The sequence below is a fragment of the Pseudomonas indica NBRC 103045 genome (assembly GCF_002091635.1).
In the GTDB taxonomy this organism is placed as follows: Bacteria; Pseudomonadota; Gammaproteobacteria; order Pseudomonadales; family Pseudomonadaceae; genus Pseudomonas_M; species Pseudomonas_M indica.
On record NZ_BDAC01000013.1, the window covers coordinates 78,262 to 104,172 of the forward strand.

The following is a 25,911-nucleotide window of genomic DNA, read 5'->3' on the forward strand; positions in this document are numbered from 1 at the left end:
CGCGCACACGCGCACGCGCGTTTTGCGCGCGTTCTTCTTATCTCTCTTCTTACGTACGTGAGAAAAGAAGCGGGACAAGTGGGACAGTGGGACGACGCCAGTAACGACGCGGGGGTTTTTGGCCCACTGCACGATTCAGAGGTGGGCGCGGTGAGACGGTCAGTGCGCTCTAGAATGCCGTTCACAGGGTATTCACTGGACGTTGCTGGCATCTAACCCACTTATTCGCGCATGGCGTTAGTTTTCCCTTGCTGCCATGAGAATCGAGGGGTACAACGTAGGCACGGTGGCAGAGGTGCGGAAGCACGGAGCCACGACGAAACAACCGAACCCGGCCACTGCGCCGGGTTTTTTTATGCCTGTTCTCCCCCGGTGCTGAGGGGCGCCCGCAAGCCCTGGTCACCAGCACCCGCCGGCGCAAGCCGGCACCTATTCGAGTTGGCCGCGTGCCGGCATTCCCCGCCTGGTGCGGGCTTCTTCTGGCCATTGGCCCCTTGGGAGGTTGCGTGATGAGTGAGCCGAGCGGCGTTGTGGTGGCCGGTGCGGTCGGTGTTGGGATGGCCGGGGTGCTGTCGGGGGTCAACGGGGAGGCGGCGGTCGGTGCGCTGTTCGGCGCGCTGATCTACTTCACGACCACGGCGGAGTTGCCGCTGTTGCGCCGTGTGTTTTTCTTCGTGGCGTCGTTCGTCATGGGGTACATGTTCGCCCCGGCCATCGGCGAGATCGAGGTGATGGGCGCTCGGCCCTTCGCGTTCCCCGGCCCTGCCGCGTTCGGCGCGTCCCTGCTGGTGGTGACGATATCGCTCGCGGCGATCAATCGCCGTGGCCTGGCCGATGGCAAGGGGGGTGGCAACGATGGTTAGCCTGATTCTGACGCAGCTGGTGTTCTGGCTCTGCGCGGTCCTGTTCGTCCGGCTGTTCACGTATCGCCGGGACGGGGCGCGCTTCCGGCGCGGTATGTCGGTTGCCGCTGTCGTGGTGATGGGGTGCGCGGGCTCGGCGATGATCGAGATCCTGCAGGGCCGGTTGCATATCCCCGCGCCAGCCTGGCCGCTGGTGGTGCTGCTCGCGGTGTTCGCCTGGTCGGTGTGGCGGGCCAGCGGGAATCTCGCCGGGGTTCTGCGGCCGGAGCCGCAGCCGTGGGATGGGGTGGATCGGCGGCGCCAGGGCATCGGGCGATGATCCGCATCGAGGCGACGGGGCTTCGGGAGCGGCTTGACGATCTGAAGGACCTGGAGCGCCAGTTGCCATTCGTGACGGCGCTCGCGCTGACCGAGACGGCGAAGCTGGTGAAGACGCGCCTTGAGGATGAGATGCGGTCGGTGTTCGACCGGCCGACCCGCTGGACTTTGGATAGCCTCCGCCTCTTCCCCGCGACCAAGCAGAAGCTGGTCGCCCGGGTCTGGATGAAGAACGAGGCGGACAAGGCGTCGCCCGCGACCCGCTGGCTCACACCGCAGGTGTACGGCGGCCCGCGTCAGGACAAGCGCAGCGAGGCGCTGTTGCGGGCCAAGGGCATCCTGCCGGCCAATAAGTACCTGGTGCCAGGCCGCGATGCGAAGCTGGATGCGTACGGAAACATTGGTCGAGGCCAGATTCAGAAGGTGCTGTCGGGCCTTGGGGCGCAGTTCGATAAGTACGCCAACAGCACCGACAGCAAGCGCAGCATCGGCAACCGTCAGCGGTTCTTCGTGATGTACGAGGGGCGGGGCAGCGCCAAGCAGGCCATCGGCATTGGTGAGCGAACAGGGCGAGGCAAGGACAAGGTGAAGCTGATCATGGCCTTCGTCGGTCGTCCGGGCTACGCCCGCGAGCTGGACTTCTTCGGCATCGCCGATCAGGTGGTGGACGACCAGCTGGCGATCCAGTTCGAGCTGGCGTTGGCTCGCGCCGTCGCGACTCGACGTCGGTGACGCCCTGCTCTGGTGCGGGGCCAGGGGCCCCTGGGTAGAGGCCTCCGTAAGGGTAATTCGAGCCCCGCTCTCGCGCTAGTGGAAGGCTCCGAGAGTTAGTTAACAGGGGTTAATCGGGTTAACCATGGGCGGTTAAGTGGTTAACAGGGTGATCCGATGACGATTCTGAGTAAATCCGAATACGCCGATAGCAAAGGCTGGTCCCGCGCCTACGTCTCCAAGCTCGCCAAGCAAGAGCGCCTGGTGCTGACGCCCGACGGCAAGGTCGACGTCGAAGCAACAGAAGCGCTGCTCACGGCTACGGCTGACCCCAGTAAGTCGGGCGTTGCGGATCGCCACCAGCGCGAGCGTGCCCAGAAGGGGGTTCATGACCTGATCGCTCCGGCTGCGACAGCCTCGCCGCCCGCTGCCAACGGTGACGGGTATCAGAAAGCGCGTGCTCATCGGGAGTACTACCTGGCCCGGCTTGCTGAAGATGAGTTCCTCAAGGGGCGCGGTGCTCTTGTGGAGCGCGAGGCCGTTGACCGGGCGGCCTTCGCCATTGCTCGCACGCTGCGCGATCTGTTGCTCGGTCTGCCTGCTCAGGTCTCCGGCGAGCTGGTGGCGATCACTGACACCTGGGCGATGGAGCGACGCCTCACCGAGGTGCTTCGCCGAGTTCTCGAAGATGCCGAAGGGCTTGTTCAACTTGATGCCGAATTGGGAGAGGCGGCTGCTGAGCCGAACTGAACCATGGAACATGCGTATGCCGACGGTGCCGCAACGTACCGTGCGGCATACTTGAGGGGTCTGAAGCCTGACCCGGAGTTGTGGATCGACCAGTGGGCTGACGAGTTCCAGCGCATTCCGAAGGACACGGGCGCGGCCGAGCCGGGGAAGTACCACACTGACCGCACGCCATTCGCTCGCGAGCCGATGCGATGCCTGTCGCCGTTGGACCCGCATAAGCGGGTGGTGACCATGGTCGCCTCGCAGATGATGAAGACGCAGATTGCGTTGAACTGGATCGGCGGCTGCATCCACATGGCGCCGGCCAACATCCTAGCGCTCCTGCCCAGCGAGAAGTTGGCCCGACGGGTATCCAGCCGGATCGACAAAACGATCAAGGTTGTTCCCGAGCTGTACGAGCGTGTGGCCAAACCGAGGTCGCGCGACTCGCGCAACACCCTGGATACCAAGGAGTTCGAAGGCGGGACGCTGTATTGCACGACCGCTGGTTCTGCGGCCAACCTGGCCGAGTTGTCTGCCCGATACGTCTACGGCGACGAGATCGACCGCTGGGATGTAAACGTCGACAGCGAAGGCGATCCGATCGAGCTGGCTGAAACACGGGGTACAACCTTCGGCCGCAAGGCCAAGTTTTACTTCTCCAGTTCGCCAACGATCAAGGGCGCTTCGCGGATCGCCGATCTCTATGAGATCAGCGACCAGCGCCGGTACTTCGTGCCCTGTCCTCACTGCGGCGAAAAGCAGGTGCTGGAGTTGGAGAACCTCCAGTGGAACGAGGATTTCAGCCGCGTCGATTATCTCTGCGCGAATCCTGAATGCGGTGCGCTGATCGAAGAGCACCACAAGACGGACATGCTGGCAGCCGGGGAATGGCGGGCGACCGCCGCTGGCGATGGGGAAACCGCCGGGTTCCATCTCAACGCCCTCTATTCGCCTTTGGGTTGGCTAAGTTGGGCGAGTCTCGCGAAGCAATACACCCAGGCCAAGCGCGCGCTGGATCGCGGCGATGCCGAACCCATGCAGGTGTTCTACAACACCCGCCTGGCGTTGGTCTGGGATTCGGCGCAAGAGCAGACCAAGGCCTCAGAGCTGAAGGCCCGCGCCGAAGACTATCGTCTCGGCGAGGTCCCGGCCGGAGCGTTGATTCTGACGGCCGCGGTGGACGTCCAGCACAACCGCCTGGAAATGTTGGTGCTCGGTTGGGGTGAGGGGTTGGAACGTTGGGTCGTGGACTTCCAGGTCATTCCCGGAGACCCCGCCGACGAGCGTACCTGGAACCTGCTGGACGAGAGGCTGAAACGGTCGTACCGGCACGCATCAGGCGTTTCCCTCGCCATCTGTGCGACGGCAATCGACTCCGGTGGCCACCACACCGATGAGGTGTATCAGTTCACCCGATTGCGGCGCTGGCGCGGGGTCATTGCGGTGAAAGGGGCCAGTAAGCCCGGCCGGCCTGTGCTGGCTCAGCGTCCTTCCAAGGTCGACGTCACGCGGCTCGGCAAGACCGAGAAGCAGGGTGCAGAGCTTTGGATGGTGGGTACGGACACCTCAAAGGACTGGATCTACAACCGCTACCCGTACCGCGAAGGACCTGGCGCCCTGCACTTTTCGGCTGACCTGCCGGATGACTTCTACGAGCAGGCGGTGGTTGAGCGGAAGTTGACCGTGTATGTGAAAGGTCACAAGCGAGTCGTGTGGGTGAAGGGCAAGGCCGAGCGTAACGAGGCGTTGGACCTGCTGGTGTACAACCTGGCCGCCGCCCATTTCCTGGGGTTGGATCGTTATCGCGCAGGGGAGTGGGGCAAGCTGCGGTCTACCGTCAGCCAGGGCAGCCTCTTCGCGGAACGCGTCAGCGAAGAGCGCAGCCCGGCCACCGAACCTGTGCGCCCGGCCGAGCAAACGCCCGCGTTGCAATCGATTGCAACGCCGTCACCACAACCGCAGGTCGCTCGCCGCGTAACGCGTAGCGGGTATCTGAGTCGTCGATAGTCACGAGGAAATCATGAGCACAGCACAGCAGCGCCTGGAAGAAGTCCAGGCGGCGATCAACGACATCCTGCAGAACGGCCAGTCCGTTCGCCGCGGTGATCGCCAGGTCGATAGGGCTCAGCTGGCCAGCTTGCGCATGCTCGAAGCTGAGTATGCGAAGGCCGCTGCCGCTGAAGCCTCGGCGGCAGCCCGGCGCCCGATGGTTACTCGGCTCTACAGCAAAGGGAAGGGCATTTGATGACACGTCATCGAGTCATGCCAAAGCGGTTTCGGAACAACTACGAAGGTGCCGGAACCGGCCGTCGCGCTGCTGAGTGGAATGCCCCGGAAGGGGCACTGAACACCATCGCCCTGCCGGCTCTCCCGGCGCTGCGCAAACGATCCAAGGCGGCGGTGCGCAACAACCCCTATGGGTTCTCTGCCATCGACAAACGGGTCAGCAGCATCATCGGAACCGGCATCACGCCGCGAGCGATGATCAAAGACGACCGTGCGCGCAGCACGCTCCGGCAACTCTGGGAGGACTGGGTAGACGAGGCGGACGCCGACAATCTGACTGACTTCTATGGCCAGCAGGCGCTGGTTGCCAGGATGGTCGAGGAGGTTGGCGAGTGCTTCGTACGGTTCCGTTACCGGCGGCCTGAAGACGGCCTGGCAGTTCCATTTCAGCTACAGCTGCTGGCGGCCGAGTACGTGCCCATCGACAAGAATTTCCGAACGCGCAGCGGCAACCTGGTGCGAGCCGGGATTGAGTTCAACGCCATCGGCCAGCGTGTCGCTTATTGGATGTACTCCTCCCATCCGGGGGATACGGTGACCAACAGCTACACCTACAACACCCTGCACCGCATACCAGCCTCCGAGGTGTTGCACATCTACGAGCCGACCGAAGCCGGTCAGTTGCGTGGAGTCCCCAGGCTGGCTCCGATCCTGCTGCGGCTCAAGTCGCTGGACAGCTACGACGACGCGGTGCTGTTCCGGCAGGAGGTGGCGAACCTGTTCGCTGGGTTCATCAAGAAACCCGCGCGTGAGGGCCCTGCGCAGATTGATCCCATTACAGGACAGCCCATCACAGCGGCATCCGATGGAACGCCGATGGTGGGGCTGGAGCCCGGCAGCATGCAGGAACTGCTGGAAGGGGAGGAAGTCGAGTTCTCGGACCCGCCCGACGCGGGCAACACCTACGTCGACTTCATGCGACAGCAGCTCCAAGCCGCCGCGGTTGGCGTCGGCCTGCCATACGAAATGCTCACCGGTGACATGGGCGACATCAGCGACCGGGTGCTCCGGGTGCTGTTGAACGACTTCCGCCGCCGCATCGAACAGCTTCAGTTCAGCGTTTACGTGTTCCAGCTCTGTCGGCCGGTCAGGGCTGCCTGGATGGACGCAGCGTTCTTGTCCGGTGCGCTTGCGTTGCCGGATTACCCCATGCGCCGCCGCGACTACCAACGCACGCGCTGGGTGCCGCAGGGGTGGCCCTACATCCATCCGGTTCAGGACGTCGACGGCAAGCTGAAGGAAATCGCCGGCGGCCTGAACAGTAGAAGCGAGCACGTCCTGCGCACGGGCTACGACGCCGAGCAAATCGACGAAGAGAACGCCCAGGACAACGCCCGGGCGAAGAAGTACGGGCTCACCTACACCACCGCCACGCAGAAAGAGGCGGTAGAGAAAGAGGACGAACGATGAATGTCTTAAGCAAGTATTGGCTTGGCGTCTGCCTTTCCCTGCTCCTGCAGGGCGGTCGCTGCCTCGCCTTCCCGCGTATCCAGAACCTGGGCCCGCAACAGGAGCAGCAGGAACACTGGTACGCCATCCGTGCCGCGGGCGAAGGCGATAATCGCGTCATCGACGTGATGATCTACGGCGAGATCGGCTACTGGGGGATCACTGCCGCCCAGTTCGTCAGCGATCTCAAGGCCCTGGACGACGGTGTTTCCCGGATTCGGGTGAGCATCGCGACGATAGGCGGGGACCTGATGGACGGCATCGCCATCCATAACGCCCTGCGAGACCTCGGCGAACGCTGTGAAGGCCGTATCGTAGGGGCCTGTTACAGCGCCGGAACGCTGGCCATCAGCGGTGCGCACCGCGTCACGATGGCGGAAAACGGGTTGTACATGATCCACAACCCGAACATCGGCTGGCTCCAGGACGTCGAGAGCGCGGACCTGCGTGCGTATGCCGACCTGCTCGACAAGACGCTGGAGCTGATGGTCAGTTGCTACAAGCATCGGCCGCTGGCCCTCTCGGACGAAGAGCTGCTCGCCAAGATCAAAGCCACCACCTGGATGACAGCCAGCGAGGCCAAGGATTTCGGCTTCGTCGATGAAGTGCTGGTCGGTGTCGAGGTCAAGGCCGCGTTGGGCAACGTCAAAATCCTGAACCGCTACCAGGACGTGCCGGAACAGGCACGGGCGCTTATCGCCAATGACCTGCCGACGGAGGAGCAGGAAGACCTCGCTCCGCCCGAGGAACCCGATCCGGTCGCCTTGGCAGCGCAAATGGCGGCCGAGTGCGCTGCGGCAGGCCTGAGCAATGTCACCGGTGTCCTGATCAAGGCGACGGGCCTGAAGAGCCTGGCGGCGGTCAAGGAAGCCGTGGTGAAGGCCAAGGCAGTCAAGGATGTCTGCCTCTTGGCGAAGCTGCCCGGCGAGGCCGAGGCATTCATCGAGGCTGGCCTGGATGCCGATGCCGTGCGAGTGAAACTGTTCGACAAGATCGTGGCTGCCAACAGCAGGGTCGAGTTGGACAACAAACCCCCGCTGGAAGACCACCTCCCGGCACCCACCAAAACGATCGACCCTGGCGACATCTACGCCAGGCGTAGAGCTATTGCCTCGAAAGGAGAGCGCGCATGACCATCAAAACCGAAGGCATTCACTCCGGCGAGTTCCTCCTCTCGGAGGCCAACGGCACCCGCAGCCGTGAGGAAGTTACGATCACCGCCGGAGCCGGCAAGCTGGCTGCCGGAACCCTGATCGCGAAGATCACCGCCGCCAACGCTGCGGTGGCGACCGCCGCCGCAGGCAATGTGGGTAACGGCACCATGGGCTCCATTACCGTGGATAGCCTGGCGGTGACGGGTGAGTACACCCTGGTCATCACTGCGGCCAGCGCCGACGGGGGGACCTTTACGCTGACCGACCCCCTGGGCTCCGAGGTTGGCATGGGCACCGTAGGTGTCGCGTTCACGGGTGGAGGCCTGGCCTTCACCCTGGCGGATGGCGCCACGGGTTTCGCCGTCGACGACGCGTTCACCATCGACGTGGTGGCGGCGCTCGGCGAATGGGTGGCCTACGACGACGATGGCACCGACGACGGCCGTCGCGCCGCGAGCGGCATTCTCTACGCCCCCGTGGATGCGACCCTGAACGACATCCGCACGGTTGCCGTCGTGCGGGATGCCGAAGTGATCGAGCGGCTCCTCACCGGCCTGGATGATGCCGGCCGCGCGGACCTGCTGGCACTCGGGATCGTCATCCGCCCCTGAACCTCACTGAGCCTGAATAACCCCTGCACCTCGCTTCGGCGGGGTTTTCTTTTTTGGAGGCCGCTATGGCTGAGATGTCGATTTTCGAGGATGAAGCGTTCAGCGTTGATTCGCTTCTGGTTGTCATCAACGAGGAACACGAGGTTCCTGGGCAGATTGCTGCGTCTGGGCTGTTCACCGAGGAGGGGAGCACCACGGTCACCCAGCAGGTGGAGAAGGACGGGGACGTCCTGGAACTGGTCGCTGCCGTCCCGCGCGGCGCGCCTGGCCAAGTGGTGATCGGGCCCAAGCGTCAGCAGATTCCGTTCAACTGCGTGCACCTGCCCGAGACGTTCTCCATCCTGGCGGACGAGATTCAAGGCATCCGTGCCACGGGTAGCCGCACCGAGCTGCAGGGGGTACAGGACGTCGTCAATGCGCGGCTTCGCAAAACCCGCCTGCAGCTCGACATTACCCATGAGTACCAGCGCATCGGGTCCATCAAGGGCAAGATCCTGAACAAGGATGGTGCGGTACTGGTCGATCTGTTCCAGACCTTCGGCATCAAGCAACAGAGACTGCCGATGGAGTTCGGCAGCGTGGATGTCAGTGTCCGTGCCGCCGTGGCGCTGGACATGCAAGAGGACGCACTGGGCAACGTCACCTCGACCGGCGCTATTGCCTGGTGCGGGAAGAACTTCTGGTCGAAGTTGATCTCGGACGCCTCGGTCAAGGAGCCTTATCTGGCCTGGGAGGCTGCCAGCGCACTGCGGGGCGATCGCCGGATGGCATTTGAGTTCGGTGGCGTGCTGTGGACGCGGTACCGCGGCAAACTGAATGGCGTGCCGTTCGTTGGCGATGATGAGGCGTACCTGACCGCGGTCGGTGTGCCGGATCTCTACAAGACGGTCTTCGCCCCGGCCAACTACATGGAAACGGTGAACACCCTCGGTGTCCCGTACTACAGCAAGCTGGAGCGTATGCAGTTCGATAAGGGTGTAGCCGGTGAGGCGCAATCCAACCCGCTCCACCTATGTACTCGCCCGCGGGTCAACATCCTGCTGCAAGGCTGACCATGGCCAGCTTCTCGGAAATGACCGAAGCCATGGACCGCATGGTCCTGGACACGCTGGCGGATGACCTCGGCAGCTACCGCAACCCACAAGGCAAGCTGGTGGCGGACAAGGTCCAGGTCATCATCGACCGCAACCTCCAACGTGTTGGCCCCGATGGGGCCTTCCAGGGGGCTGCGGTGGGCATTACCTGGCGCAAGGCGCAGCTCGCCACCGTTGATCGCGGCGGCCAGTTCTGCGTGGGCCGGCGCCGGTACGTCGTCGACGAACTGATCGAAGACGACTGCCACATGCTCACTGCCGCCTGTACGGAGCAACGATGAAACCCAACATCCTGACCGAGTGCCGCAAGGCGCTCCTTGCCCGGCTGGGCACGATCCAGCCGGCGAACGGGTATCGCACCAACCTCGGCGGAAACGTCCGTAGCGGTTGGTTCAATGAGGTGATCAAGCAGGAGGGTGTCGGCTATCCCCTGGTGGTGGTCCAGAAGGGCCGGGCCAGGGAGCCGCAACCAGGCCCTGGTGCGATCAAGGTCTCGCCGGGGTTCATGTTGGTGGCGGCCGTCGAGGTCGGTCTGGACGACTACGAGGATGCGCTCGACGACCTCGAGCACGACCTCCTCCAGTGCCTGATTCCGTTGGCCGGCGTGTTCCATGACTGGATGCCGCGCGGCGTGCTGTCGGTGAGCGTTGGCGCATCGCAGTCCTTCCCGCCAGGCGATGGGCTGATGGTCGCCACCGTTGCCATTCCGGTCCACATTCAAACCGTTATCCAGGCCAGGCACCCCAACGCCTAGGCCGATCAGAGGTAATCCATGACGACGAAGAAGAACTCCGAACAGCCGTCGCGGGAGGCTGTTGTCGAAAAGCCGTCGCGAGAGGCTGTCGTGCTCCTGAAAGAACACGAGCATGCCGGCAAGCTGCGCGCCGCCGGTGAAACCATCAACGTCTGGCCCCACCAGAAAGCCTGGCTGATCCAGCTTGGCAAGGTGGCGGGCACTGTTAAGGAGGCTTGATCATGGCTTGGGTAAAAGAAACCGCCATCATCGCCGGTCAGGTCAAATGTCGCCTCGCCGGCACCGGCCGCCCGTTCGTGCCGATGGGCCTGGGCTCCACCATGGAGCAGGCCCATGAGGTCAACAAAATCGTGCTGCCCAATACCATGACCGTGGCTGGCGGCAACTACGACAAGTTCAGCCGCGTCACGGCCATGACGTTGTCGTTCAACTTCCGAGAGTTCTTCAGCGCGAACTATGCCCGCTTCCTGTGGGCGAACGTCACCGAACTGCCGTCGGCTCCAGTTACCGGTGAGCAAGTGATCGCCGAAGTGGGCAATACCAGCATGCTGGCGAAGATGCCGCTGAGCATTACCAAGGTCACCGACGCGGCGACCGGCCTGGTCGAGTTCGAAGAGGACATCGACTGGCGCCTGACCGGTTCCGGCCCCGAGCCGCTGCCCGGCAGTGCCCTCGCCACCGCCATCGAGGCCGCATCCGGTGACTACCTCATCGAGGTGGACTACACCAGCGCCCTCGTCGACGAGATCCAGCCGCTGGCCAATACCGGTATCGAGCTGGAGCTGCTGTTCGAGGGCGTGAACGCCGTCGGCACGCAGAAGCGCACGAACAACCTGTACTACCGTTGCTCGTTCGACCTGGTGGAGAGCCTGAGCTGGATCAACGTCGAGGACTTCATGGGCTTCAACGTGAGCTGTGAAGTGCTGGCCGATCCGGCCCGCCAAGGCCCTGGCCTGTCGCCGTACATGAAGATCCTGAAGGAGAAGCCGGTCGCGGCGTAAGGGCGTTTCGACAAAGGACGCGCACACTGTGCGCGCCCTTTCACTGCTGTCCAGAGGGGGCGCAATGACAACGATCAGCCAGTCAGCACTGCGTATGGTCTTTTTGTCCGGTCGCGCTGCACCGGATGCAACCGAGGCCTTCCTCTACATCGCCGGCCGCACGGAGCAGACCTTGTGCCTGTCCCTGGCGAGCCGAAAGGGCGGCGGCCCGCTTGGTTACGCCGTGCTGGAGCGTGCCGGGGAAGAAGAAGGGCCGGGCGGTGTCACGTTAGGACTGTACGAATTAACTCGACTGCTCGGGGCAGATTGTCCATGCCCAGGTCCAGTAGTCGCGTTGTCAGGTGTTTTATGGAGTCGGCGGGAAGTTCTCGCACAGATTGAAGCAGGCGATGCTTCTCTTCCGTGGGAAGCTGCGCCTCGCTTAAGCGAAGCTCGATCATCTGCTTCAGCGACTCTTCGTGGAACTTGACGGTGACGGTGCCGAGAATGGCGCTGACGCCGCCATCGTCGGCGAGGAAGTCCAGGCCTGCTGCTGTGATCTTTTGGCTATTGCCGGGAGTTAAGTCTCGTCCGTTAGTAGTGGAAAGCCTGGCGGAGACCAGCCTGTGCTCAACGAGGTAGGCGAGGTTGGCGAGGCCGATGTTGTGTCGGATACCTTTCTCTTTCAAGACATCACGAGTGGTTCCAGGATACACCTCAGCGAGCGCTTTCAGAATGGTGAGTTGGACTTCCCGGTCTAGCTTCATGGCTTCTCCTTGCGTGACGGAAGTGTCGAGGGCACTAGGTACAGTATCACTATACCGTTGACGCGCAGCCGGTTCGGGGTTTAACTTGCCCGTGCCGCTGCCAATTCAGCGGCCGGGTTTGGTCACCCGAAGAGTTCAGAGGCGCACGGCGCCGAAAGGCGTTTTTTTGTGCCCGCGTTATGGCGGGCCGTGCGTGGGCGGGCTTCGGCCCGGCCGGGTACCTCTGACCCCGGTTGACCAACCCGCGCACGGTTCGCCTCCATTGTTTGGTCACGATGGCGGCGAACTCCAACAGTCAGAGGAGTTCCATCATGCTCAAGCCCGTTCCGCTTCACCCGAAGATCGTTACTCCCAGCGCCCCTGCCAAGGCCGCGAGCGTGCCGGGGTTCTCCACTCTGTTCTCCGTGCAGCCCGGTGTGCCGGTGCTGGATGCCCTGGAGCACGCCTCCGCCCTGCTGGGCGTTGCGCTGGAAGGTGCCCGCGACCTGGCCATCCAGGGCGATGAGCAGCAGCCCTGGGCGGTGGTGTATCTGCTGGAAAGCACCCTGGCGCTGGTCAACGCCTCGGTGAGCGGCATGATGGAGGCCCGGTCATGAGCCTGCCGTTGGAGTTCTCGTTCGATGGCGCCGCCGTGCGGGTAGTGCTGGTGGAGGGTGAGCCGTGGTGGGTTGCGGCGGATGTAGCCCTGTCCCTTGAATACCGAATGGCGAGCGATATGACGCGCTCGCTTGATGAAGACGAGAGGGGTACGCAGATTGTGCGTACCCCCTCTGGTGATCAGGAAATGCTGATCATCAACGAATCCGGTCTGTATTCGGCCATCCTGCGCAGCCGCAAGGCCTCGGCCAAGCGCTTCAAGAAATGGGTCACCGCCGAGGTGTTGCCGTCCATCCGCAAGCACGGTGCCTACGTGATGCCGCCGGTCGAGGCTGAGCCGGCCTCGGCGCCGATGTCGGCGCACGTGGAGGCGGACCAGATTGTCAGTGCCGGCCGGGTGTTCCGCGCCCTGTTCGGTACCGCGCGCAGCATGGGCATGGCCCGTCGCCTGGCGGCCACCCGCGCCAACCAGGCCGCGCAGCGTGCCACCGGCATCGACCTTGCGGCCGAGCTGGGGGCCAGCGAGTGGCTGGACGGCCCGGACCTGCCCACCGCCAAGCGGGTGCAATACGAACTGCAGCAGCGCATTCGCAGTCACCTGGTGGCCAACGACTGGCCCCAGGGCTTCGGCTCGCAGCAGGTGATAGAGGCGTTGGGCCTGGTCAACGACCGGGGCACGCAATCGGCGGTCGGCCAGTGCCTGCAACTGCTCGGCTATAAGCGCGTGCGCTTGCCGGCCAAGGGTGGCGGGTCGCGGCCCTGGGGCTATGTGCTGGCGGATGTCGCCCGTTTGGCGTGAAGCCTGCCGTCACGACTGAACCCGGCTATGCCGGGCCGGGTTTCGGCGCTAGCGTTTGGCTGCTACAGTCCCTCTTTATTCAACAGGGAGGGAGGCCTGATGCTTCGCGTTGTGCTTGTTATGTTCTGGTTGGTGCTTCTTGGGGGCTGTGGAAAGCCTGAATTCACTTGCAGTGAATCCCGGGCATATGGTGCAGCTCAGCGGATCATTGAGAGGAATTTGAAAGCACCTAGTACTGCAAAATTCCCTGTATCAAGCACATCATCAGTCCGGATCAGTGCGATAGATAAATGCAAGTTCCGAGTACAGAGCTATGTAGATTCGCAAAACACCTTCGGTGCTATGGTACGCACACCATTTTCAATAACCGTCGAAGGTTTCCCGGCCAAAGATGAGTGGGTTGGGTCTGATCTTTCGATGTAATTCTTAGTTGTACAAGACAACCCGCTTCGGCGGGTTTTTTATTGTCTGGAGAAATACATGAGCGATGCATCTGGTAAAGCGGTTGTAACGGTCGGCAAAGGTGATTCTGCCTGGGATGTGGTGGTTTCGGAGCTGACAGTGGCGCAGATGCGGCAGGTGATGCTTAACAACCCATGGCCTGGTGAAGAAGCCTCCGAAGAAGATTTGGTGCATTACCAATTGGATAATTTCCTGTTCGAGGACTGCCGCCTCTGTGACTTATCCGTAATTGCCGGCCTGGATAAGGCGAAGTTAAGTACGCTGACCGGTAGCGATCTGCGCAAGATCCTGGCCAAGGCCAAGGAGCTGAACCCTGATTTTTTCGGCGCACTGGGGCGGATTCAGGGAGCTCGGAAGAGTTTCTAAGCAATCTGGAGGCTTGTATTTCGGCCCTCGGCCGTATCGGTCACCCCAATTCGATCAATTATCCGTGGCGTTTGTTCAAGCGCTGCCTGAAGGAATAATCCATGGCTGAGTTCGAGGTGAAGCTGTCGGCGGACACTGCCGAAGCTACCAGCGCCGTTGGCGGCTTCCGCAAGGAATATCAGGACTTGGTCAAGGCTATCCAGAAGCCTCTGCGCCAGATAGATGCCTTGCAGAAAACCACGGAGAATGCCAAAGCCGCCACGAGTGCCTACTTCGAAGCCAGGCGCCGGGTAGATGATTTGAAGCGTGCTATTGAGCAGGCCGGGCAGCCGGTACGAGAGCTTGATCGCGCTTATGCCAAGGCTCAGCGCACACTGGCGAGTGCTACTAGTGAATTCGACCGTCAGAAGGCCAAGGTCCGCGAACAGCGTGCAGAACTGAAGGCTGCCGGTGTTGATGTCCGCAACCTGGCTGCCGAGCAGCAGCGCTTGCAGTCGTCGTTAGTGGGCGCCATGGGGCAGGGTCAGGCGGATGCGGCGATAACCCGCGCCCTCGATACCTTTGGTGTCAGCCGCCTGCGCGCCTTGCGTGAGCAACTGGTGACTCTGCGCACCGACTATCAACGCCTGGCCCGGTCCGGCCAAATGTCAGCCACCGAGCGTATCGCCGCCGAGAACCGCTACCAGGCGGCGCTTCTTCGGACCCAGCAGCAGATCAAGGAGCTGACTGCTGGAGAGGATGCTGGTAGCGGCGGGGTAGCGGCTATCACTGCGCGAATCGCTGCTATTACCGCTGCGGCCTACACGTTGCAGCGGATCGCCGGTTTCTATTTCAGCGCTGCTGATGCTGTTGGTGAGCTGGAAGATCGCATGCGCAATGCGCTGCCGGTTCAAGAGCAGTACACGCTGGCGCAGTCCAGGCTTGAGGATATCTCCAGGCGTGTACGAATTCCGATCGAACAAACGAGCGAACTGTTTCTGCGTGCTGTTGGTCCGCTTCAGGAGATGGGCTTCTCGGCAGCCCAGACTACCGATCTGGTTGGCGCTCTATCCGCAGGCCTTGTTGCCAACAGTGTGAAAGGCGAGCGGGCCGCGGCTGTGATAAACCAGTTCACGAAGGGTTTGCAGACCGGCGTCATCCGCGGCGACGCTTTCAACGCAATACTTGAGAATTCTACTGCGCTCACTGATGCGCTACAGAAGGGGCTTGGGGTAAGTCGCTCCGAGCTGATCCGCCTTGCTAATGCTGGCGAACTGACCACGGAACGCGTGGTAACTGCGTTCGCTTCCCAGTCAGAGTCACTGCTTGGTCTTGCCGACGCCATGCGAGTTACCGGAGCGGATGCTGCTGGAACGTTCTCGCAATCTGTTGACAAGCTGATTGGAGCAATTGACAAGATCACGGGCGCCTCGGCAGCAGCCACTGAGCAGCTGGACAAGGTTTCTGATGCGATTAGTGATGTTGCCGATGGCAAGAATAGCCGGGCCCTAGAATTACTTGGTAATGCGCTTCTCGCCGGTGGCAAAGGCCTTGGAACGCTGCTTCCTGGTGCAGGAGCATTTGCCTCCGCTGCTGATGCGTATTGGAAATTCAGTAATGATGCCACTGATGCCCTGGAGAATCTGACAGATGCCGAAGGATTGGCGCGCACGGAATCCGAGATAATCGAAGAGCGGCGCTTGGCTGCTTTCCGCACCTATGCCGCAGAATTCGGTAAAGAACAGGAGTCCCTGACAAACGCATTCAAGACCGCTGTTAACGATCAGGTGGCGGCGCAGAATCGAGCGAACGCCAAATTGAAGAAGGCGCAGGACGCGCAGCTGGAAACCACCAAGCGCTATCGTGACGCGCTGCAGAAGTTGGGGGCTGGAGCAATAGGTCCTGACAGCTTCGGAAATGCCTCTGCTCTGCGAGTTGCTGCCGCCCAGGCCTTGAGCGCCGGTGACGCCGAGCGGGCTAAGAAGTTGGCTCAGCAGTCACTTGAAATGCTGATGAAACTGGCTGAAGCCGGCGAGAATACCTATGGCTTTGAGGGCTTCATCAAGGGCCTGCAGGGGATTGAGGAGGCGGCGGATAAAGCCATACTGGCCAGTGCCGAGGCGGCAAGGAAAGCCGAGATCGACAAGGTGCGCGAGCTGAAGAAAGAGTTTGAAGACCTGAAGAACTTCAAGCTTAGCCCGACCATCGACGATGCCGCGCTTGCCGAGGAAACGGAGAAGATGAAGCGTTGGGCTGCGATGATTGGCGAGTCGTTCGTCATCCGGCCTCGCACGTCGCCTGTATCTGAAACCTCTTCGACCGAATGGCATGCGCCAATGTTGCCGCCAGGTTCAACGCCTCCCAGTACTACCGCGCCGGTCTCTGCTCCCGTAAAACCCAGCGGCATAGTACAGGATGCTGCAACCGAGGCTGCATTGCCGCCTGTGAAGGCGCCGGTGGCCCCGGTAACGATCCGCCAGGACGGCCCCAATAGTTGGACGAACTTGCCTGCGGCCGAAGTGGAAATTACTCCGAAAGGCGTGCGCGAAGCCGGCCCGAATAGTTTCACCAACTTGCCCGCTGTGGAGGTTGATGTGTTGCCCAAGGGTATCCGTCAGGATGGACAGAGCAGCTTCACCAATTTGCCTGTTGACGCGGATATCGTCGTCAAAAGTGTGGCGGCACAGGATAGCGAAATTCCTGTGGTGCCGGCCCTCTTGCGGCCACTCGGGCCATCGCCAGATGCACCACCAGTGTCTGTTGAAAGCAAGCTCGACGAAGTATCTAAATCCGACGTTCTGCAAGAGTTCGGCGCGTTTATTGAGCAGCTCAAGAAGATGTCGGTGGTGCCGCTGACGCTCTCTATGGTTACTGCGATCGGCGGCGCTGGCGAGGTGCCGGGTTACTACGGAGGCGGCTATACCGGCCCCGGTGGCCTCTACGAGCCTGCCGGTGTAGTGCACAGGGGCGAGGTGGTCTGGTCGCAGTTTGATATCGCCCGCGCTGGCGGTGTGGCGGTGGTCGAGGCCATGCGGCGCGGTCTACGTGGTTACAGCACAGGTGGCATTGTGGCGCCGCGTACCTTGCCCAGCATCCCGGTGCTTGCACCTGCCCTCCAGCAACAACTGGACGGTCCGAGCTTTCCCGACTTCGGCACCGTCCAGCTCGGCGTCGGTAACGACACGCTGGAAGTCCTGATGCGCCGTGATTCGTTCGAAAAAACAGTGCGCCGAGCCGCCACCAAATTCGGCCGCACGCAACGTTGATGGAGACCCCTCATGTCGTTTCCCATGCCGATGCTCGGCGGTGTGCCGATTCATCCGCACGCCGGCCTGCCTGACGAAAGCGCTCAGCCAATCGGCGGCTCCACCGTGCTGCGTTTGAGTGATGGCGCTGGCGTGAAGATGACGCACTGGCGCAAGGAATCCGGCAGCATTTCCGGCTCCGGCTGGATGCCGCCTGGGCTCGCAGGGCTGGACTACAACCAGCCCCTCGAACTGCGCAGCACCCAGACGGAGAGCATCGTCGGTACGGCCACCAGCTACACCCTCACCAGCACCCCCCGCCCGGACGTCACGCCCTGGGCCGAGGCGCTGGTTGGCAAGGACTGGGTGTTGGCTGCGGCCAGCACGGTCGATGGCGTCATGTCGATCACGCCGGTGGCCGGCGCCTCGCTGTATCGGGCGTGCTGGCTGCCTGTGTATTCGGTGTTCGCAGAGCCCGCACAGCGCTCGCTGAGCGTCAGCAACAACGCGCACGGTTGGTCCATTACCTGGGAAGAGGCGTAGATGCTCAACGGTTTTCCTCTGAATGCCTTGCCGCTGAATAGCCTTGGTGGTGGCCAGGAAGAGCCGGTCTATGTGGTTCGTGGTTTCGCATTCACCTGGCGGTTGCGGCTGCTGATTGACGGTCAGGACGTGACTGAACGATTGGCAGGTACGGTAGATGTCGACAGGGAAGAGGGCGCTGCCGCAGTAAGCGGTTTCGATCTGTTCATGCCGCCGGGAACGACCGTTGTGCCCAGTGACTGGGCTGGTAAAGCAGTGGTTCTTGAGTACATCAGCGTGTCGGCTGGTATTACGGCGGTGGGGAGACGTTTCAGTGGCCGTCTTACGGAGCCGGTATGGAACCCCGTGACCAGGCTGCTCAGCTGTGAATGCAGCGATCGCCTGCAGCAACGGACGGAGGCCCTGAGCGTCGCGGAGATCGATGCGTTGGTCGGTGGGCATTGGTCGGCCGACGTGTTCGAGCCCGTGCAGGGGCGGAGTCATTGGGACTATGCCCAGGAACGCCTGAGTACCCGAACAGCCAGTCTCGATTGCTCACCATACGGCGACATGAGAGTGACCAGCTGGTACGCGGCGCAGCCGCATTTCGTGTTCGGTGCTGGCACGACGTTGTATCAGAGCCTGGCGTTGGATTTGCCGAGCCTAGACACGGTGACCAACCGCGTCGAGCTGGAAATCAACTACCGGTATCCGCGGTTGTGGCAGTTCAACCAGAGCTTCGGTTGGGTCCATCCGGGGATGGGTGGATTCAGCGGCATTCAGGGATTCTGCCATTGGCGACCCTGGTCGACGGAGCTGCCGACCACCGACATGATCGAGTCGGCGGTGACTGGGGCTGGCATGGTCATCATCGGATCGGTTGGAGGCTTCAAGCTGCCGCTCTCCATGTCCGACCCCTGCGGCGACGGTAACCCATGGATCAACACGTTCGACGATCTCTGGCTGGCCGTCGGGGTGATAGGTGGTCGCCGCTGGACGCAATCGGTGACCGAGACCTACAACCTCGCGCTGGCCACTCCGGCGGGCGAGGTGGAGGGAACTCGAACCGTAGCGCGTGAAAGCGTCAGCCTCGATATCGAGGACGACCGCGCCGAGGAGTGGGATGGATCGCTGGAAGAGGACCCGTCAGGTGATAGCAGTGTCGAAGACCTGAGTGATGAGGCGCGTCGTCAGGCCGCGTTGATCTGTGTGCTCCGTCGGGCCGAGGCCAAGATCATATCGGCGCATCGAGGCAGCCTAGTGAGCTGGTCGGTGCCGACCAGCATGGCGCTAGGAGTCGATCTGGTGCACACGTTGCAGTTGGACGACCAGGGTGCCAAGGCACTCGGTAAGTGTGTTCGCATCCGGGACAGCTTCGACCTGGAAAGCGGCGAGGCGGTTAGCACGCTGACGATCGCCGTAATGCGGGGCGGTGGTGTCAGCGACCCTCTGACTGTGCCCTCTGCGCCGGATACCAGCCTGCCGCCACTGGAAGGGCCGGGTGCCGGATTGCCTACCCAGCTGGGTGGGCGCGTGTTCGACCCGGACGGCAACCCGATTCCGCCGTATGACGACGAGAGGGACGGATTCTCCGGTAACTACTCCTTGGCCGATGATGCAACGGCCGTGTCGTTCCCGCGGCGCATTGATGTCGATGCGCGAGATATTCCCGCCGAATACCGCGACGAGCGAACCGCCACCCGCAACGTGCTCTACCGGGTCGGCGTCCCCAACGATCAACTGGAGCTATGACATGGCACTTGGAGATGAGCGCCGCGCCAATGGTGCGGCGAACGAGGCTGCACGCCGCGCGCTTGGCCGGACCAATGAGACAGCACGTCGAGCGTTGGGGCCGGCGATGGAAGCCAACCGCACGGGACGTAAGACCGTCGAGGACATCAACAGCATCGTGGACCCGCCTCGGCCGCGTAAATCGTTGCCTACCCTGACGCCGCGCGGTGGGGTGGATGTCCAGCGAGGGCGAGGGGTGTACCAGGCACCGTCCGGCGGAACTGCCGGAATCGCCAGCCCGCTGACCGAGGGGGCAACCGGCCCTGGCGCTGTGATTGCCCGCGAGTACTACGCCACGTCCACGCTCACCAGCAGCGATGGCATCCTGACGCTCGACGTGCAGGCGCTGAAAAAACTCACGATGCGGGACGCCAATGGCTCGCCTGTAGTGATCGAATTCGCGGAGCCACCAGCGGAATGACCGACGCGTTATCTCTGAATCTGAGCCGTCCCGTTGGCCCGTACGGCACGGCCTGGCACGGCCTGGTCAAGGGCGGCGTCCTGACGCTACCCAATGCCGCCACCATGCCGTATCCGCAACCGGCGCCTGCCGGCGACCCCTGGCTGCGCGGCAGTACTGCGCTGCTCGCCCACCCCGATGCGCCGGGTGTCACGCGTACGCCGGAGGAGGCGGCAGCAGACGAGGCTGCAGGGCGCGAGTGGTGGACCCAGGCCATCCTGGCGGGCGGCAACCTGTACGGCCAGCCGCTGGGCGGGTGGATCTACATCGATCCGGCCGGCGAGCGCTGGCTGGTCCGCATCAACCTCCACGAGATACCGACCATCGGCGGCACTGCCACGGTGACGCTGAGTCGGTACGGGGCGTTCGGGCGTCCGGCGCTCGTGCATACCTACTCGGTGGACGTGCCTAACATGGGGCAATCCACCCCAGCAATCAGCGGCACGTCCGGGACGTTCGTCACCCTGTACCACTCACACCCCACCGGGGCTGCGGCGGTGTATGAGGTGAGCGTGCAGTTCAACCAGGTGCACCGCCAGTTCTGGCGGCGGCGCCCGGTTGGCTGGCTGGAGGTGACGCTGGCCGGGCTTGGCGCGGAATGCGAGATCGCCGTGACGGTGCTCAAAACCCGCGAACAGACGTTGGGAACGCCGGTGCGGAGCTGGTTCGACCTGGCAGAGGACAACTACTACCGGGCCTCAAACCCCGATGGCACGTCCAGCATCACGCAAACGCAGCCGGTGGGCATCGATTGGACTCTGCTGGTCCGGCACAACATCGTGTCGGGTACCGAGGAGTATGGGTTCACCGGCTATGTGGTCGGCATGTTTTACGATGCCACGGGCGTGCGGCATGAGGTCACGCTGGACGAGTTGGCCGTCACGGAATACAGCCTCTCGGCGCCGGTGGTGCATACGGGGCCAACGGAGTTTGGCGCCGGCGTGCCGGTCACCGGTACCTGGGATTGCGAGGAGGCCTGGAGCAGCACCTGGACGCTGACCGTCAACGTGGACGCGGTTCCTGTGGCCAGCTACGCGATCTCCATCAGCGAGACGTCGAGCGAGCAGTACGCGATCAACGGCAACGACCCGACCACGCTGACCTACGCCTATCGGTCCGACTACACGCCGGGGTCCTACATCGAGGACTCCGGTGTAGTGACCGACCCCGGATCCAACGTGCTGGGCAGCCAGCATGCAGTCAGCCTGTTTGCTGCGGATACCCAGGCCGGCGTGGCGACCAACCTGGGCGCGTCCGGCGCGCTGTACCCCTGGGCGTACACGCCCAACACGTTGCGCCTACTGCAGGTCTGCCCGTATCGCTATGCCAACCAGCTGTTCGGCCTGTGCCGCTGGGAGCGCCCGCAGGCGGTCGGCGATACGTTGCAGCGCTACGTGTACCACCCGGATGTCGCCACGCCCACCGGCGCGGTCACCCTGGACGAACTGGTCCGGGAGATATCCAGCACCTCCGGAACATTCACCGAATTTGCCTATGCCAGCCGTTGCCCGGTAACGGCGCAGCTCGCCCGCGAGCTGGAGCCCGTCTGCTGGGTTTGATCTGAGGACAACCATGAACTTTGTGAACAACTGGAGCCAGGCCATCGCCCTGGCGGCCGGGGCGACCTCGGCTGATCTGGATTTGCCGGATGGCACCTACCGGCTGACCCTCGCTGACTGGCCAGCCTCTGCAACGCGCTGGGAAATCGTCACTGCGGTGGTCACTGGCGGCGTTGCCGAGCTGGCCCGTGGCCAGGAACTGACCGATGACCAGGAATGGCCGGAGGGCAGCGTCATCTACTGCTCGCTCACGGCGGGGGTGCTGACCAGCCTGCTGCTGCGTATCGAGACTCTGGAGACCGCAGTGGCAGACCTGACCGAGCGAGTGGTCGCTCTGGAGGGCATTGTCATCACGTCTCCAGGTAGCGGCCCGGTCTGGGGGTTCTCGCCCAGCTTCGGGGTCGGATCGATTTCTCCGGCCGGGGCGACGGTCTATCCGGACGGTACCCTGGGAGGTAACGGCCAGATTCTGGCGCTGGCGTGGGGGGATGACTATCCCTACTACGGAAACCTGGAACTCCGTGTCAGTGGGAACTATGAGGTTTGGCCTGACGTGGCTTCGTTGCCCTTCGATACGCTGACGATCGGCACGACCACGTTTAACAAGGCCGATCTGGAAATCATCGGCTATGGCGATGATATCTCCGCATTTGGCTGGTTCTCGGTATCGCCCAATCCATTTGCTGCCGGGCGCAACAAGATCACGTTCAGCTAATTCATTCTCGAATTCGAAGCCCGCCGCGTGCGGGCTTTTTTATGCCCGGAGCATCCATGAAACCAGCGGCGATCGATCTAGAGATCATTCCCGGAACAACCTACCGCGACACCGTGCGGCTGATGCAGCCGGCCTATGCCTACCGACCGATCACTGCCGCGGCTGGCGCGCCACTGCGTCTGACCGTGCCCGGCCATGGGTTGGACACGGCCTGGGCCGTCTGGGCGCGCGGCGTCGTCGGCATGCCTGACCTCAACAGAGAGCCGAGGCGGCAGGCCCCGCACCGCGCCACCGTGATCGACCCCGATACCCTGGAAATCAACGACCTGTCCGCCACCGGGCTGGCACCGTCTGGTGGCGAGCTGGTCTACCTGCTGCCGGTCGATCTCACCGGTGCCGGCGTGGTGATGACGTTTGCGCGGGGCAGTGTGGTGGTGCTGACGCTCACGCTCGGCGATGGGCTGACGGAGGTGGGGCCAGGCTCGATTGAGCGCGCTCTGACCCCGGCGCAGTCCGCCCTGCTGCGTACCGGTGACACCTACGTCATGGACGTGCAGTTCGTGAATGGCGACGTCATCCGTTACTACCAGGGCCGCGCCCTATGACAGTCCAGACCGATCAGAACTACCTGGCGGTGCTGGAGGTGCGTGACGTCGAGACCGCCGAGATAACACGCGAGTACTGCGTGGCGCTTGAGCAGCCGGTGGTCGAGCTGCTAACCCTCGGCGAACAGGGCCCGCCAGGGCCTGCCGGTGAGCCCGGCCCGGAGGGCGGCACCTCGTTGCAGCGGCTCGCGGGCGAGGTGCTCAGCGCCCTGCGCGTGGTGTACGAGCTGGACGGCGTGGTGCGCATCCTCGACTACCGGGATGCGGCGCATATCGACCTGTTGCTCGGCATCACCCTGACGGCTGCCGACCCGGGTATCCCCGTCAACGTCCAGCGCACTGGCGTCATCGAGGACAACAGCTGGACCTGGACGCCCGGGCCCGTGTGGCTCGGGACCAATGGCGACCTGACCCAAATTCCACCGGCTGACGGCTATGACGTGCTGCTCGGCGCAGCGATGTCGGCCACCCGCATCACTCTGGACCTACAACCCCCTATCCAACTGGAGTAGCACCATGGCTCAAGGTTTTTTGGCTCGCATCGCGGGCCGCACCCAGCAGATTCTGGCCACCGTCATCAGTGCCGGCGCCGCCAATGCCGGCGAGATCGTCGCCCTGGGCCCGGACGGTCGGCTGGATGACAGCGTGCTGCCGACAGGGGTCGGCGCCAACACCAACCAGGCCACCGCCAGCGAGCTGCTCGGTGCTGGCAAATACGTCCAGTTCCATGACGACGGCGGTGCGTTCTCTGTGCGGCTGGCCGACAACAGCAACGGTCGGGCCGCCGATGGGTTTGTCCTGGAGGAGGTCGCTCTGGGCCAGCCTGCCACCGTCTACCCGCTCGATGCGGTCAACGCCGCCCTCACCGGGCTGACCGTTGGCGGGCGCTACTGGCTCGGCACGGCCGGCGGGGTGATCGCTGTCCCGCTCGATGAGGCTGACGAGGCGAACGTGAACAAGATCAGCCAGTACCTGGGCGTGGCGAAATCTGCCACCGAACTGATCACCGAAGACGACGGCTACGTGGTGCTCTAAAAATGGCGCAACGCAAACCCGTGGTGTGGATCGGCGGCCGTCGCCGGCAGCTCCCAGCCGGCGACACACTCGCCGGCGCGGAGCCGCCTGTAGCGTCCGGCGACACCCAGCAGTATTACCGGGGTGACAAAACCTGGGCGAGCCTGGCCAGCGCTGTGCGCTCCGTGGTGCTGACGGGGCTCTCGACGGCGACCAACGCGGCGATCACGGCGACGGATACGATCCTCCAGGCGCTGGGGAAGATCCAGGCGCAGCTCGACAACCGACAGCCGCTGGACGCCACGCTGACCGCCCTGGCTGCCCTCAACTCGTCCGCCAACCAGACGATCTACTCGACTGGCTCTGATGCCTACGCGCTCACCAGCCTGACCGTGTACGGTCGGCAATTGATTGGTACCGCTGATGCGCCGGAGGCGCGAGCGGCGCTTGGGCTAGCCACCTCCGTCACCCGCGATGCCACCACGTCCGCGACCGACACGACCAGTGAGCGACTGTGGAGGACGAACGATCTGGTCAAACAGACGGGCCCCATGGATGAGACAGTTGGGAGCGTGCTGTTGCGTGGTGCGTTTGGGTGCGGCGCTCGCATTCCGACGACCTACAACAGCAGCAACCCGCTGTATATCACCGACTTCGCTGCCTATCGTCCGACCGGGGTATATCTTGCAACGGGCGATGGTGTGTCGCCGGCCAGCGCCAATGCACCGCCGGGGTCCGGCAATAACCAGCTCTTGGTTTCCGCTTGGTCCAGCGTTTCCGCCACCCAGTATTTCGTCATTGCGAATTCCGCCAGCGCCGCGAACAAGCGCGCGTGGATTGGTAACTACTATGGCACCGGAAACTATGCCTGGGCGGAGTTGTGGCACAACGGGAACCTGGTGGTTGGGACAAGCGGAAACGCCGTAGGCAAGTTGAATACGGCGAACACTTGGAGTGCGGCACAGACATTCACCACCATCACAGCCAGTGCTGGTTCTGTAATCGGAAACAACCAGATCGGCGCCAATGCGCTTGAGCTGGGTATCAACGCCAGTGGCGATAGAGCGTCGTTCGTCGATTTACATGCCGATGATACCAACACCGACTACTCCGGCAGATTGCTACGCAACGCTGGCGTGAACGGTACGCTGGACCTGTTGAACGTAGGAACTGGTGCGACCAGGTTGAATAGTGCAGGCGGCCCAGTACAGCTCCTGCACCAGGGGAATACCCGGCTCGCTACTACCGCCGCTGGTGTGGACATAACCGGCATCGTCAATTCCTACGGACTGTCGCCGCTGGTTACGGTCAGCGCCACCAGCAAAACGTTTGCGCTGGCTGACGCCGGCACGTATCAGCGATTCACCGCTGGGTCGAATGCCACCTGCACGGTTCCGACCAACGCCAGCGTGGCGTATCCGATTGGCTCGGAAATCCACATCCGACGGGCAGCCAATGCGAACCTGACCATCGTTGCCGCATCCGGGGTGACGATCAACGCGCCATCTGGCGGAACCCTGGTGCTGACCAACAACATGACATGCACGTTAAAAAAGATCGGCACTGATACATGGGACCTGATCGGTCAAACGGTGCCGGCATGATTCCAGGCATCGTTGCGGGGTATCCCTCGCGCCAGGGCGGAGTAATCACGATCGCCAGCACGCCGCCGAGCTACGGGGCATGGGGCTACAACATCGAGATCGACTACGGCGCGACTGGTACGCTCAACCCGGTGGGGATGACGGTATACCCTGGCGGCGCTCCAAATCCTGGTGGGCTCGGCGAGATGATGGCGCTGGCCTACACGCAGCCGGGTAACTCCGCACCGGACTCGTTCTATCTCGTGGTACGCGGTAGCACAACCAACTGGCCTACGGTCAACTCGCTGCCGTTCGCGTCCCTGAAAATCAACGGCCTGACTATCCCTAAATCGCAATTGAGGCATGGTGGTACGTACGGGGCCAACGTCGGCCAGGTGTACTACTGCGAGCCTGCCATCGCCAACCCATTCGTGGTTGGTAGCAATACCGTCCTGTTCCAGTAGTTCTCGCTCACCACCCGCTTCGGCGGGTTTT

General features: G+C 62.8%; 29 protein-coding genes. 28 read left to right on the forward strand and 1 reads right to left on the reverse strand.

Translation table 11 applies throughout. The features are described 5' to 3' along the window. Positions 1 to 509 precede the first annotated feature (509 nt). From PIN01S_RS16245 to PIN01S_RS16310, 14 genes are all read left to right on the forward strand, one after another. Positions 510 to 863 (forward strand): putative holin, encoded by a 354-nt coding sequence (locus PIN01S_RS16245; protein ID WP_084336893.1) that lies wholly within the window; start codon positions 510 to 512, stop codon positions 861 to 863. Next, positions 856 to 1,182 (forward strand): phage holin family protein, encoded by a 327-nt coding sequence (locus PIN01S_RS16250; RefSeq protein ID WP_084336895.1) that lies wholly within the window; start codon positions 856 to 858, stop codon positions 1,180 to 1,182. Before PIN01S_RS16245 ends, PIN01S_RS16250 begins: the two co-directional genes overlap by 8 nt. Further along, complete coding sequence (locus tag PIN01S_RS16255) at positions 1,179 to 1,913, forward strand: hypothetical protein (RefSeq protein WP_084336897.1); 735 nt, start codon at positions 1,179 to 1,181, stop codon at positions 1,911 to 1,913. Before PIN01S_RS16250 ends, PIN01S_RS16255 begins: the two co-directional genes overlap by 4 nt. Positions 1,914 to 2,069: 156 nt before the next feature. Then, entirely contained in the window at positions 2,070 to 2,642 is a 573-nt protein-coding gene (locus tag PIN01S_RS16260; RefSeq protein WP_084336899.1) for a terminase small subunit, read from the forward strand. Positions 2,643 to 2,645: 3 nt separating this feature from the next. Continuing rightward, entirely contained in the window at positions 2,646 to 4,631 is a 1,986-nt protein-coding gene (locus tag PIN01S_RS16265) for a phage terminase large subunit family protein (protein WP_084336901.1), read from the forward strand. Between the two features lie 13 nt (positions 4,632 to 4,644). Beyond that, positions 4,645 to 4,869 (forward strand): hypothetical protein, encoded by a 225-nt coding sequence (locus PIN01S_RS16270; protein ID WP_084336903.1) that lies wholly within the window; start codon positions 4,645 to 4,647, stop codon positions 4,867 to 4,869. Further along, positions 4,869 to 6,320 carry a phage portal protein gene (locus tag PIN01S_RS16275; RefSeq protein ID WP_084336905.1) on the forward strand — a complete coding sequence of 484 codons (1,452 nt, stop codon included), beginning with the start codon at positions 4,869 to 4,871 and terminating at the stop codon, positions 6,318 to 6,320. The genes PIN01S_RS16270 and PIN01S_RS16275 overlap by 1 nt, the downstream gene beginning before the upstream one ends. Then, entirely contained in the window at positions 6,317 to 7,492 is a 1,176-nt protein-coding gene (locus PIN01S_RS16280; RefSeq protein WP_084336907.1) for a head maturation protease, ClpP-related, read from the forward strand. Before PIN01S_RS16275 ends, PIN01S_RS16280 begins: the two co-directional genes overlap by 4 nt. Next, positions 7,489 to 8,124 (forward strand): head decoration protein, encoded by a 636-nt coding sequence (locus PIN01S_RS16285; protein WP_084336909.1) that lies wholly within the window; start codon positions 7,489 to 7,491, stop codon positions 8,122 to 8,124. The genes PIN01S_RS16280 and PIN01S_RS16285 overlap by 4 nt, the downstream gene beginning before the upstream one ends. A 65-nt stretch (positions 8,125 to 8,189) precedes the next feature. Next, on the forward strand, positions 8,190 to 9,176 hold the full coding sequence (locus tag PIN01S_RS16290) for a major capsid protein (RefSeq protein ID WP_084336911.1): 987 nt from the start codon (positions 8,190 to 8,192) through the stop codon (positions 9,174 to 9,176). Positions 9,177 to 9,178: 2 nt separating this feature from the next. Beyond that, the gene (locus tag PIN01S_RS16295; protein WP_084336913.1) at positions 9,179 to 9,499 is read left to right on the forward strand and encodes a head-tail joining protein; all 321 of its coding nucleotides are present in this window, start codon (positions 9,179 to 9,181) and stop codon (positions 9,497 to 9,499) included. Beyond that, positions 9,496 to 9,972 (forward strand): hypothetical protein, encoded by a 477-nt coding sequence (locus tag PIN01S_RS16300; protein WP_084336915.1) that lies wholly within the window; start codon positions 9,496 to 9,498, stop codon positions 9,970 to 9,972. The genes PIN01S_RS16295 and PIN01S_RS16300 overlap by 4 nt, the downstream gene beginning before the upstream one ends. A gap of 18 nt (positions 9,973 to 9,990) precedes the next feature. Continuing rightward, positions 9,991 to 10,191: a DUF7210 family protein gene (locus PIN01S_RS16305; RefSeq protein ID WP_084336917.1), complete on the forward strand. Its 201-nt coding sequence runs from the start codon at positions 9,991 to 9,993 to the stop codon at positions 10,189 to 10,191. Between the two features lie 2 nt (positions 10,192 to 10,193). Beyond that, the gene (locus PIN01S_RS16310) at positions 10,194 to 10,973 is read left to right on the forward strand and encodes a hypothetical protein (protein WP_084336919.1); all 780 of its coding nucleotides are present in this window, start codon (positions 10,194 to 10,196) and stop codon (positions 10,971 to 10,973) included. A 263-nt stretch (positions 10,974 to 11,236) separates the two neighbouring features. Here the strand turns inward: PIN01S_RS16310 and PIN01S_RS16315 are convergent, their stop codons facing one another. Continuing rightward, positions 11,237 to 11,719, reverse strand: a complete 483-nt coding sequence (locus PIN01S_RS16315; protein ID WP_084336921.1) for a hypothetical protein — start codon at positions 11,717 to 11,719, stop codon at positions 11,237 to 11,239. Between the two features lie 311 nt (positions 11,720 to 12,030). Between PIN01S_RS16315 and PIN01S_RS16320 the strand changes: the two genes are divergently transcribed. The 14 genes from PIN01S_RS16320 (at position 12,031) to PIN01S_RS16385 (ending at position 25,880) form a co-directional block, all read left to right on the forward strand. Continuing rightward, entirely contained in the window at positions 12,031 to 12,315 is a 285-nt protein-coding gene (locus PIN01S_RS16320) for a DUF3077 domain-containing protein (RefSeq protein ID WP_090257099.1), read from the forward strand. Further along, the gene (locus PIN01S_RS26945) at positions 12,312 to 13,115 is read left to right on the forward strand and encodes a BRO-N domain-containing protein (protein ID WP_084336925.1); all 804 of its coding nucleotides are present in this window, start codon (positions 12,312 to 12,314) and stop codon (positions 13,113 to 13,115) included. The genes PIN01S_RS16320 and PIN01S_RS26945 overlap by 4 nt, the downstream gene beginning before the upstream one ends. A 480-nt stretch (positions 13,116 to 13,595) precedes the next feature. Then, positions 13,596 to 13,943, forward strand: a complete 348-nt coding sequence (locus tag PIN01S_RS16330) for a hypothetical protein (RefSeq protein ID WP_084336927.1) — start codon at positions 13,596 to 13,598, stop codon at positions 13,941 to 13,943. Between the two features lie 101 nt (positions 13,944 to 14,044). Beyond that, positions 14,045 to 17,188 (forward strand): tape measure protein, encoded by a 3,144-nt coding sequence (locus PIN01S_RS16335; protein ID WP_084336929.1) that lies wholly within the window; start codon positions 14,045 to 14,047, stop codon positions 17,186 to 17,188. A gap of 12 nt (positions 17,189 to 17,200) precedes the next feature. Further along, positions 17,201 to 17,710, forward strand: coding sequence for a hypothetical protein (locus PIN01S_RS16340; protein ID WP_084336931.1), 510 nt, complete (start codon positions 17,201 to 17,203; stop codon positions 17,708 to 17,710). Further along, positions 17,711 to 19,441, forward strand: a complete 1,731-nt coding sequence (locus tag PIN01S_RS16345; protein WP_084336933.1) for a hypothetical protein — start codon at positions 17,711 to 17,713, stop codon at positions 19,439 to 19,441. Position 19,442: 1 nt separating this feature from the next. Next, positions 19,443 to 19,901 carry a hypothetical protein gene (locus PIN01S_RS16350; protein ID WP_084336935.1) on the forward strand — a complete coding sequence of 153 codons (459 nt, stop codon included), beginning with the start codon at positions 19,443 to 19,445 and terminating at the stop codon, positions 19,899 to 19,901. Beyond that, a complete protein-coding gene (locus PIN01S_RS16355; protein WP_084336937.1) occupies positions 19,898 to 21,499 on the forward strand; it encodes a hypothetical protein in 1,602 nt (533 codons plus the stop codon). Before PIN01S_RS16350 ends, PIN01S_RS16355 begins: the two co-directional genes overlap by 4 nt. 13 nt (positions 21,500 to 21,512) lie before the next feature. Continuing rightward, entirely contained in the window at positions 21,513 to 22,214 is a 702-nt protein-coding gene (locus PIN01S_RS16360; protein ID WP_084336939.1) for a hypothetical protein, read from the forward strand. Between the two features lie 56 nt (positions 22,215 to 22,270). Then, entirely contained in the window at positions 22,271 to 22,819 is a 549-nt protein-coding gene (locus tag PIN01S_RS16365) for a hypothetical protein (protein ID WP_084336941.1), read from the forward strand. Continuing rightward, complete coding sequence (locus tag PIN01S_RS16370; protein ID WP_084336943.1) at positions 22,816 to 23,331, forward strand: hypothetical protein; 516 nt, start codon at positions 22,816 to 22,818, stop codon at positions 23,329 to 23,331. The genes PIN01S_RS16365 and PIN01S_RS16370 overlap by 4 nt, the downstream gene beginning before the upstream one ends. A gap of 4 nt (positions 23,332 to 23,335) precedes the next feature. Then, a complete protein-coding gene (locus PIN01S_RS16375; protein WP_084336945.1) occupies positions 23,336 to 23,854 on the forward strand; it encodes a hypothetical protein in 519 nt (172 codons plus the stop codon). Positions 23,855 to 23,856: 2 nt separating this feature from the next. Beyond that, entirely contained in the window at positions 23,857 to 25,437 is a 1,581-nt protein-coding gene (locus PIN01S_RS16380) for a hypothetical protein (RefSeq protein ID WP_084336947.1), read from the forward strand. Then, a complete protein-coding gene (locus tag PIN01S_RS16385; RefSeq protein ID WP_084336949.1) occupies positions 25,434 to 25,880 on the forward strand; it encodes a hypothetical protein in 447 nt (148 codons plus the stop codon). The genes PIN01S_RS16380 and PIN01S_RS16385 overlap by 4 nt, the downstream gene beginning before the upstream one ends. Positions 25,881 to 25,911: the final 31 nt, after the last annotated feature.

Bases quoted from the DNA above. Each gene is read 5' to 3' on its own strand.
- PIN01S_RS16290 (WP_084336911.1), top strand. From the start codon at position 8,190: ATGGCTGAGATGTCGATTTTCGAGGATGAAGCGTTCAGCGTTGATTCG.
- PIN01S_RS16310 (WP_084336919.1), top strand. From the start codon at position 10,194: ATGGCTTGGGTAAAAGAAACCGCCATCATCGCCGGTCAGGTCAAATGT.
- PIN01S_RS16340 (WP_084336931.1), top strand. From the start codon at position 17,201: ATGTCGTTTCCCATGCCGATGCTCGGCGGTGTGCCGATTCATCCGCAC.
- PIN01S_RS16280 (WP_084336907.1), top strand. From the start codon at position 6,317: ATGAATGTCTTAAGCAAGTATTGGCTTGGCGTCTGCCTTTCCCTGCTC.
- PIN01S_RS16375 (WP_084336945.1), top strand. From the start codon at position 23,336: ATGGCTCAAGGTTTTTTGGCTCGCATCGCGGGCCGCACCCAGCAGATT.
- PIN01S_RS16265 (WP_084336901.1), top strand. From the start codon at position 2,646: ATGGAACATGCGTATGCCGACGGTGCCGCAACGTACCGTGCGGCATAC.
- PIN01S_RS16260 (WP_084336899.1), top strand. From the start codon at position 2,070: ATGACGATTCTGAGTAAATCCGAATACGCCGATAGCAAAGGCTGGTCC.
- PIN01S_RS16365 (WP_084336941.1), top strand. From the start codon at position 22,271: ATGAAACCAGCGGCGATCGATCTAGAGATCATTCCCGGAACAACCTAC.
- PIN01S_RS16370 (WP_084336943.1), top strand. From the start codon at position 22,816: ATGACAGTCCAGACCGATCAGAACTACCTGGCGGTGCTGGAGGTGCGT.
- PIN01S_RS16385 (WP_084336949.1), top strand. From the start codon at position 25,434: ATGATTCCAGGCATCGTTGCGGGGTATCCCTCGCGCCAGGGCGGAGTA.
- PIN01S_RS16335 (WP_084336929.1), top strand. From the start codon at position 14,045: ATGGCTGAGTTCGAGGTGAAGCTGTCGGCGGACACTGCCGAAGCTACC.
- PIN01S_RS16255 (WP_084336897.1), top strand. From the start codon at position 1,179: ATGATCCGCATCGAGGCGACGGGGCTTCGGGAGCGGCTTGACGATCTG.
- PIN01S_RS16245 (WP_084336893.1), top strand. From the start codon at position 510: ATGAGTGAGCCGAGCGGCGTTGTGGTGGCCGGTGCGGTCGGTGTTGGG.
- PIN01S_RS16330 (WP_084336927.1), top strand. From the start codon at position 13,596: ATGAGCGATGCATCTGGTAAAGCGGTTGTAACGGTCGGCAAAGGTGAT.
- PIN01S_RS16320 (WP_090257099.1), top strand. From the start codon at position 12,031: ATGCTCAAGCCCGTTCCGCTTCACCCGAAGATCGTTACTCCCAGCGCC.
- PIN01S_RS16285 (WP_084336909.1), top strand. From the start codon at position 7,489: ATGACCATCAAAACCGAAGGCATTCACTCCGGCGAGTTCCTCCTCTCG.
- PIN01S_RS16350 (WP_084336935.1), top strand. From the start codon at position 19,443: ATGGCACTTGGAGATGAGCGCCGCGCCAATGGTGCGGCGAACGAGGCT.
- PIN01S_RS16275 (WP_084336905.1), top strand. From the start codon at position 4,869: ATGACACGTCATCGAGTCATGCCAAAGCGGTTTCGGAACAACTACGAA.
- PIN01S_RS16270 (WP_084336903.1), top strand. From the start codon at position 4,645: ATGAGCACAGCACAGCAGCGCCTGGAAGAAGTCCAGGCGGCGATCAAC.
- PIN01S_RS16315 (WP_084336921.1), bottom strand. From the start codon at position 11,719: ATGAAGCTAGACCGGGAAGTCCAACTCACCATTCTGAAAGCGCTCGCT.
- PIN01S_RS16295 (WP_084336913.1), top strand. From the start codon at position 9,179: ATGGCCAGCTTCTCGGAAATGACCGAAGCCATGGACCGCATGGTCCTG.
- PIN01S_RS16305 (WP_084336917.1), top strand. From the start codon at position 9,991: ATGACGACGAAGAAGAACTCCGAACAGCCGTCGCGGGAGGCTGTTGTC.
- PIN01S_RS16360 (WP_084336939.1), top strand. From the start codon at position 21,513: ATGAACTTTGTGAACAACTGGAGCCAGGCCATCGCCCTGGCGGCCGGG.
- PIN01S_RS16250 (WP_084336895.1), top strand. From the start codon at position 856: ATGGTTAGCCTGATTCTGACGCAGCTGGTGTTCTGGCTCTGCGCGGTC.
- PIN01S_RS26945 (WP_084336925.1), top strand. From the start codon at position 12,312: ATGAGCCTGCCGTTGGAGTTCTCGTTCGATGGCGCCGCCGTGCGGGTA.
- PIN01S_RS16345 (WP_084336933.1), top strand. From the start codon at position 17,711: ATGCTCAACGGTTTTCCTCTGAATGCCTTGCCGCTGAATAGCCTTGGT.
- PIN01S_RS16380 (WP_084336947.1), top strand. From the start codon at position 23,857: ATGGCGCAACGCAAACCCGTGGTGTGGATCGGCGGCCGTCGCCGGCAG.
- PIN01S_RS16355 (WP_084336937.1), top strand. From the start codon at position 19,898: ATGACCGACGCGTTATCTCTGAATCTGAGCCGTCCCGTTGGCCCGTAC.
- PIN01S_RS16300 (WP_084336915.1), top strand. From the start codon at position 9,496: ATGAAACCCAACATCCTGACCGAGTGCCGCAAGGCGCTCCTTGCCCGG.